This window comes from Mesorhizobium sp. M1A.F.Ca.ET.072.01.1.1, from assembly GCF_004023325.1.
Taxonomy (GTDB): Bacteria; Pseudomonadota; Alphaproteobacteria; order Rhizobiales; family Rhizobiaceae; genus Mesorhizobium.
Genome location: NZ_RZSF01000726.1, coordinates 1 through 471 on the forward strand (window position 1 = coordinate 1; position 471 = coordinate 471).

The 471-nt window shown below is 69.9% G+C and carries 1 protein-coding gene; it reads left to right on the forward strand.

The features are described 5' to 3' along the window. Nucleotides 1–20: 20 nt before the first annotated feature. On the forward strand, nucleotides 21–275 hold the full coding sequence (locus tag EOA32_RS37735; RefSeq protein WP_128374342.1) for a hypothetical protein: 255 nt from the start codon (nucleotides 21–23) through the stop codon (nucleotides 273–275). Nucleotides 276–471 lie beyond the last annotated feature (196 nt).

Sequence of the window (471 nt, forward strand, 5' to 3'; positions counted from 1 at the left end):
AGCGGCTTTGGCTGACGTAGGTGTCTACCGGCACGGTGATCTGGGGGACGGGCTATGCCCGCTCGTTCGACTGGCTGGAGCCGTCGGCGGTTGGGCCGGATGGCGAGCTGGCGCACCGCGACGGGATCACCGGCGTTCCCGGCCTCTACGCGCTCGGCTTCCGCTTCCTGCGCAAGCGCGATTCCAACTTCATCGGCGGCGCCGGCGTCGACGCGCAAGCGATCGCCGCCGAGGTCTCCAGCTATCTCGACCGCAAAGGTCGCCAAGCCGCCTGAGAGGCCGCCGTGAGGACACCGAAGATGCCAACGACCGCGATTTCCCTTCCGCTCACGCCCAAGCGCGCCCATTACGACGCCATCATCGTCGGCGTGCGCTGCGCCGGCGCCTCGACGGCGCTGCTGCTTGCCCGCGCCGGCCTGACGGTGCTGGCAATCGAGCGCCGGCCCTATGGCTCCGACACGCTGTCGACGC